Raw genomic sequence first — 5653 nt, 5'->3', positions numbered from 1 at the left:
GGTTTATATATTGATTATTGTATCATTTCATATTTCATTACATCATCAATGATGCTGCGTTTCATTTCAAAATCATATAAAGATTGCAGCTTCATATTAAGCAGCTCCAATTTATAGTTTATCAGGGATGTTGTCAGCGCATTCTTTTTTTGTGTCAACTGGTTCTGAAATAAATTAAGGTCCATACTCGTTAAATCTCCATTACGGTATTTTTCCAGGTTTATATCATACGTCAACTGAGCATTCTCTTCATTTATTCGCGCAATATCAATCTGAATCAAGGTATTTTTAATGCTACGTTCAATCTGTCGTATATCACGACGAATGGTTTTCTGCTCATCCTGCAAATTGTATTCACTTGTTTTTAAAGAGGCTTCAGCAGCACGCATACGCGCTTTCTTCTCTCCCCAGTCAAACAAAGGTACCTCCAGAGTAAAACGGATATCTTCATTATCATTTGGGCTTTCATACACATTCTTAAGCTTTTCATTCTCGCCAAATAACCCAACAGTTACATTCAAATTACCTTTAAATTCGTTAGTCGCATTAGTTTTTATCAGTTCAAACTTTCCTAATTCAATATCAATCTGTCGCTGACGAATTTCCATTCGGTTGGCCAAAGCAAAATTAGTGGCCATATTCAAATCAATATCTACAGGCATAACTGACACTTCAGCAATGACCATTATTTCTTCTGAAAGTGGCAACCCCAACATCTGTTTAAAGTTGTCTTTAATATTTTCGAGCTCCACTTCATTATTATTAACTGTTGACTGACTTGTCATCATGTCTAATTCTGCCTGAAGCATTTCTTCTTTAGCAGTTAAACCAGCTTCCACTTTATTTCTTATAATTTCATAACTCTTCTTCCGATTCTCCCACTCTTCACGAGAAGTAATCAGCTGCATTTGTTTTTCATAGATTTGATAGAAGAACTGAGTAATCTGCTGCTCAACATTTAGGGCTTCTAAAGCATAATTAAGTTTTGCATTTTCATGATCAAACTCCAGCTCTTTAAGAGTCATTTTTGTACGGTTATAAGTAAATAACGGTTGATTAAAGTTTATTCTTAAATCATTACTATAACCTGTAAATGGCTCCTGACTGAATGGATCATCAGGATCATACTCCGAGGAATAATTGGTCTGCCAGTTAAAATTATTCTCTAATGACAAGGTTGCATCTGTCCAGATTATTGGTTGCGATACAATTAAAGAACCCGCACTTGAGGTTCTTTCATTATTAAACCATTTACGCTGAAAGTCATTGTAAGTCCTACTGTTGGTATATTGAAACGGATCCAGTACCAACCTAAAATTAGAACGTAAAGAAGCTCGTTGCGCATTTAATAACTCCCTGGTTTGTTCAAGACCATTGCGCATTCTAACAATTTGCGGACTATTTTTTAATGCTTCTTCCACTGACTGTGTCAATGTCATCAAACGCTGCGCTTCTCCGGTTAGCAGCCCTAAGAAAAGTAAGCAGGTTAAGGTTATTAAGATTTTCTTCATTTGTTAATATATTTTCTGTCTTTTACTTTTTCACCCATTTTACGGCATCTCCTATAACATATTCATTATTGGAAACATCAGATAATTCTACTTTGGACGTACCTTCGGAATAGTAATATTCGCCCAGGTATAACCAACCTTCATTACTGTTACTTACGGTCACTTCGACTTCTTCCATTCCATCGTCATGATACACTCTGTAATTGTAATTTACTTCTTTATTCCTGTTACCACGTCTGCGGCCAAAACGGAAACTAATATTCGGTACGTAAGCATAAACTTCATAATTTCCGGATTGTGGCAAGTCCCTTTGCCAACTTGCATAGCCTTCACCGCTTCCTCTGCGCTTATAAACCGCTGACTTAAGGTATTCACCAAAGAATTTATCCCCGGCAACAGGCTTCCACTTTACCGGAGGATTCCAGAAACGTACCATACCATAAGAGTCGCTTTCTTCCTCCTCATTTTGCATGCTTGCCCACCAATCTTTTACGGTTCTGCTTTCACCTGTATTCACGATGGAAAACCCTTCATCTTCATTATCAACAATAAATTCATTGGAATTTCTGAAAACAAGGTTTTTCGATGATTCTCTTATCCCTTCAAAGAAATCTACTCTTTTGGAATTTCTATTAACCTCATTAATTATCAGGGTTTGATTTGATGGAATATTTGATGCCAAAAATGTATTGACCTGTACCTCCCGAGGCTCTTCATCAAGTAAGAATCCCAAATCATAAGTTTTTCCTGATTCTACTGCGTAGTTTACCTGGTTATCTTCTTCTGCATCTGTTTGGAAACGCGAGCGGAAACGACCTCGACCGCCTCTCTGGTTTCCTTCCCGTACTGTGAAACCGATAATTCCATCAGCATCACCTTTATTAGCAACAGTCAATTTAAGAAAATAACGTCTGCGCTTCCCTTCCTTCACTTCAAATACATCGACTGAACTAAATAAGAATGCAGGACTATACGTTTCATTCAGCCAGTCATTGTAAACTTTGTCAAAATCAAGTTGAGTAATCTTCTCAATATCTTTATTAAACTCATCTACTTTTTGATTTTCAAAGCGCGAGGTCATAATGTAATTTTCGAACTCCTTATCGAAATTGCTTTGCCCGGTATTGACCTTCAAATTAGAAAATAACTGACTACCTTTTGAAGCAAACACGTTACCAAGTGTATTCACATCCTCCTTCAGAATAAGTTCTTTTAAACTATTATCGCGTAGTTTCAAAATCACTTCATCGTTGCTGGATAACCCTCCCAGGTCACGTCTTCTGCTTTCTCCCAGTCGCTGATGCAGATAGTTTTCAATTGCTATTGTCAGTAATGGGTAAGCCTCTTCCTTAATACTATTGGTATAGGCAAAGTACATTGGAAAAACCTGGAAACGTCCCCAATTCTCAACATGTCGTTCTCCTTCCTGCCGTCGTCCGAAAAAGAATCGCGAAGGACGAATAAAGTTATCACCCAGATAATTCTTTAACAGGTCAACCTGCATTTCTTTTTCTGATCGTTCTTCATTAGAACGTTCCATCCTTCTTTCATTCCTTCTTTTTACATTTTGCAAGTCATTTTGCCATTCTCCACCTCCATTCTCAGGAAACAAAACCATCTCGGGCATAACATTTTCAGTAGCCAGTGACCAGTTTCTCAGATACGAATACATATTGATTGGTGCTTCTACAACTGAGAACCTTTTAAATGGATATGTCACCCCCAGTTTTCGCTCAAAATCGTCCTTAATCGATTTAATCACATATGATACTGTATCATCTAATTCAGTGAAATATTCTTTATAAAATGTATGTTCTTGATGGTGGTATAATGAAAATTCAACACTATCAACCATAGTTTCATACTTCTTATACCGCCCGATAATTAAACTATAAGCATTTAAGGGCATCTCAGTAATAAATTTGTATTCCCCCTGACTAATGCTATCCTTTTGCCCTTGTGAGATAACCTCCAAATCAGGACGAGTATTAACATGCAGGTTCATTTTAGCAAATGGATAATGTGTCCAGAATTGTTTATCGCCAATCACTGGATACCAATTCGCCTCTCTGGTCAGTAAAACATAGTCATCCTGAATAAAGCTGTATTGTTTTCCTGCCAATAAAGGATCTTTCCTGTTCTCTGCCAACCTGGTTTCTTCATTAATATCTGCATACATGGCTGCATCTAATGTTTTGCCGGAATAATCGATTTCAACATCCCCACTTTCAGGAAAATCGTCAGGCATATCAACTGTTAGTAAATGAGCATCTTGTTTAAAGGGTACTTCCTTATTATTTGCATAACAATCCGACACTTTAAGCCCCGGGTTAAGTACAAAAATAAGTTCACCGGAATCAGCTTCTTTACTGACTTGCATTTTTACCTTACACTGAATCTCTTCCCCATGGTGATTTAACTTTATATCGTATTGATCAATTAGATATGCGGAAGGTTTTAATTGATCATTTAACTGTCTGATCTGGGTTAAAAGTTGATCCACTTTTAAAGACTCGCTCATCAATTGCCAAATACCGCCCGCGCTAAGTGACAGCAATACTACAATGCTGGTGATTAAAATAGGCTTATTAAACTTTTGCTGTTCCAATCGGGGCAATCGCCAAACTGTGGCTAAAATCAGGACAATACCTAGCGACAAATAAAACAAGCGGTGTATTACCAGGTGGTCAACATCCTGAAATCCGGTAAAATCAGAGCGCATAAATGGCGTATAAAAACCAAGTATATCAAAGAGGCTGTCGTATTTATTACGTAAATAGAATAAGGATAAAGCAAGAAAACCAAGCAATAAAACAAAGGTAACTGCCTGATTACGTATTAGAGTCATGGTAAAAAAGGATAACCCCAATACTAGCACCAAAGTTGGTAAGGAAATTAAAATTGGGTATATCAGATATGATGTCCATGGTATAGTAACCTCATTGGCAATAAGGCTAAAAATGATTCCACTCGCCAGAACAAATAAATTCAATAACAGGAAGACTTTAAGTATCCCAATTGTTTTGCCAAATACATAGTCTACATTTGACATGCTCCGCACATAGAATGCCTCAGTTGTATCCAGTTTTTTGTCACGACCTAAAAAATCAGCTGATAAAAATACAGCTATTACAGCCTGGGCAATATTTAATATCCACATATTAAAATAGGGCGCACCTGAAGGTAACAATCGTCCCGGCCACCCTCCATCTCCTACTCCGGTCAACCCAAACAGGTTAAACATCAGAATAAAACCCATAATAATAATGGCAAAAATTCTAAAAAACCAACTGCGCAATAGCGTCTTGGACTCGAAGCGGGCTACTGTTTTTATATTGAAAATTGAAATCATTGATACTGGAATTTTTCGTTGGCGACATACTCCATAAAGTACACATATGCATGCTCAAGGTTAGGCTCAATAAGTGTTGTATCCCAACCATTAACCTCATTGGCGACAAATTCAATTTCATATCCGGATGCACCCGGTACAGATGTGATCACAGGGTATTGTTCGCTAATCAGTTTCATCTGGTCAAATGAAACATTTGTTTTAAACACATGTCCTGTTGATTGTTTGATAAACATTTCAGGCGATCCCTGAAAATGTACTTCCCCCCTGTTAAGCAAAGCCATTTGCCGACAAGTGGATGATATATCTCCAACAATATGCGTTGACAAAATAATGATCACCTCTTTTTGACTGAGGTTGGACAGTATATTACGAAAGCGGATTCGTTCTTCCGGATCAAGCCCCGTTGTTGGCTCATCAACAATCACAATTTTTGGATCGCCAATAAGCGCCTGGGCTATTCCCAAGCGTCGTTTCATACCGCCAGATAATTTATTGGCATAGCGATTTCTCACATCAAACAAACCAACTTGTTCCAATAAATCATCTACTGCGGCCAATCGTTCTTTTTTCTTTTTAATGCCAGCTAATGAAGCTGCATAATCGAGAAACTCCCAGGTACGTAACTTAGAAAAAAAGCGAAAATCCTGTGGTAAATATCCTAATAAAGATCTGACTTCAGCCCTGTTTTCTGAAAGCTTCAATCCATTAACATAAACATCGCCATGCGTTGGCCGTTATCGTCGTTCTCGTTTGTTGGTCCGGGTTCCCAATCGTTGGAATTCCGGGC

Annotated in this window: 2 protein-coding genes and 1 pseudogene; all 3 read right to left on the bottom strand. The window is 37.7% G+C overall.

The genetic code is table 11. The features are described 5' to 3' along the window. Window positions 1-14 precede the first annotated feature (14 nt). Window positions 15-1511, bottom strand: a complete 1497-nt coding sequence (locus AC4MRQ_RS24675; protein WP_491200398.1) for a TolC family protein — start codon at window positions 1509-1511, stop codon at window positions 15-17. Between the two features lie 22 nt (window positions 1512-1533). Next, window positions 1534-4863 (bottom strand): golvesin C-terminal-like domain-containing protein, encoded by a 3330-nt coding sequence (locus AC4MRQ_RS24670; RefSeq protein ID WP_491200397.1) that lies wholly within the window; start codon window positions 4861-4863, stop codon window positions 1534-1536. Next, a pseudogene (locus tag AC4MRQ_RS24665) lies at window positions 4860-5585 on the bottom strand (ATP-binding cassette domain-containing protein); the annotation flags it as partial. The gene AC4MRQ_RS24670 and the pseudogene AC4MRQ_RS24665, both read right to left, overlap by 4 nt. Window positions 5586-5653 lie beyond the last annotated feature (68 nt).

Source organism: Carboxylicivirga sp. (genome assembly GCF_982718395.1).
Note: the sequence above shows the minus strand (reverse complement) of the source record. Positions and strands in the feature narration are given on the sequence as shown.

Coding starts and splice junctions, on each gene's coding strand:
- AC4MRQ_RS24675 (WP_491200398.1), bottom strand. CDS start 1,511: ATGAAGAAAATCTTAATAACCTTAACCTGCTTACTTTTCTTAGGGCTG.
- AC4MRQ_RS24670 (WP_491200397.1), bottom strand. CDS start 4,863: ATGATTTCAATTTTCAATATAAAAACAGTAGCCCGCTTCGAGTCCAAG.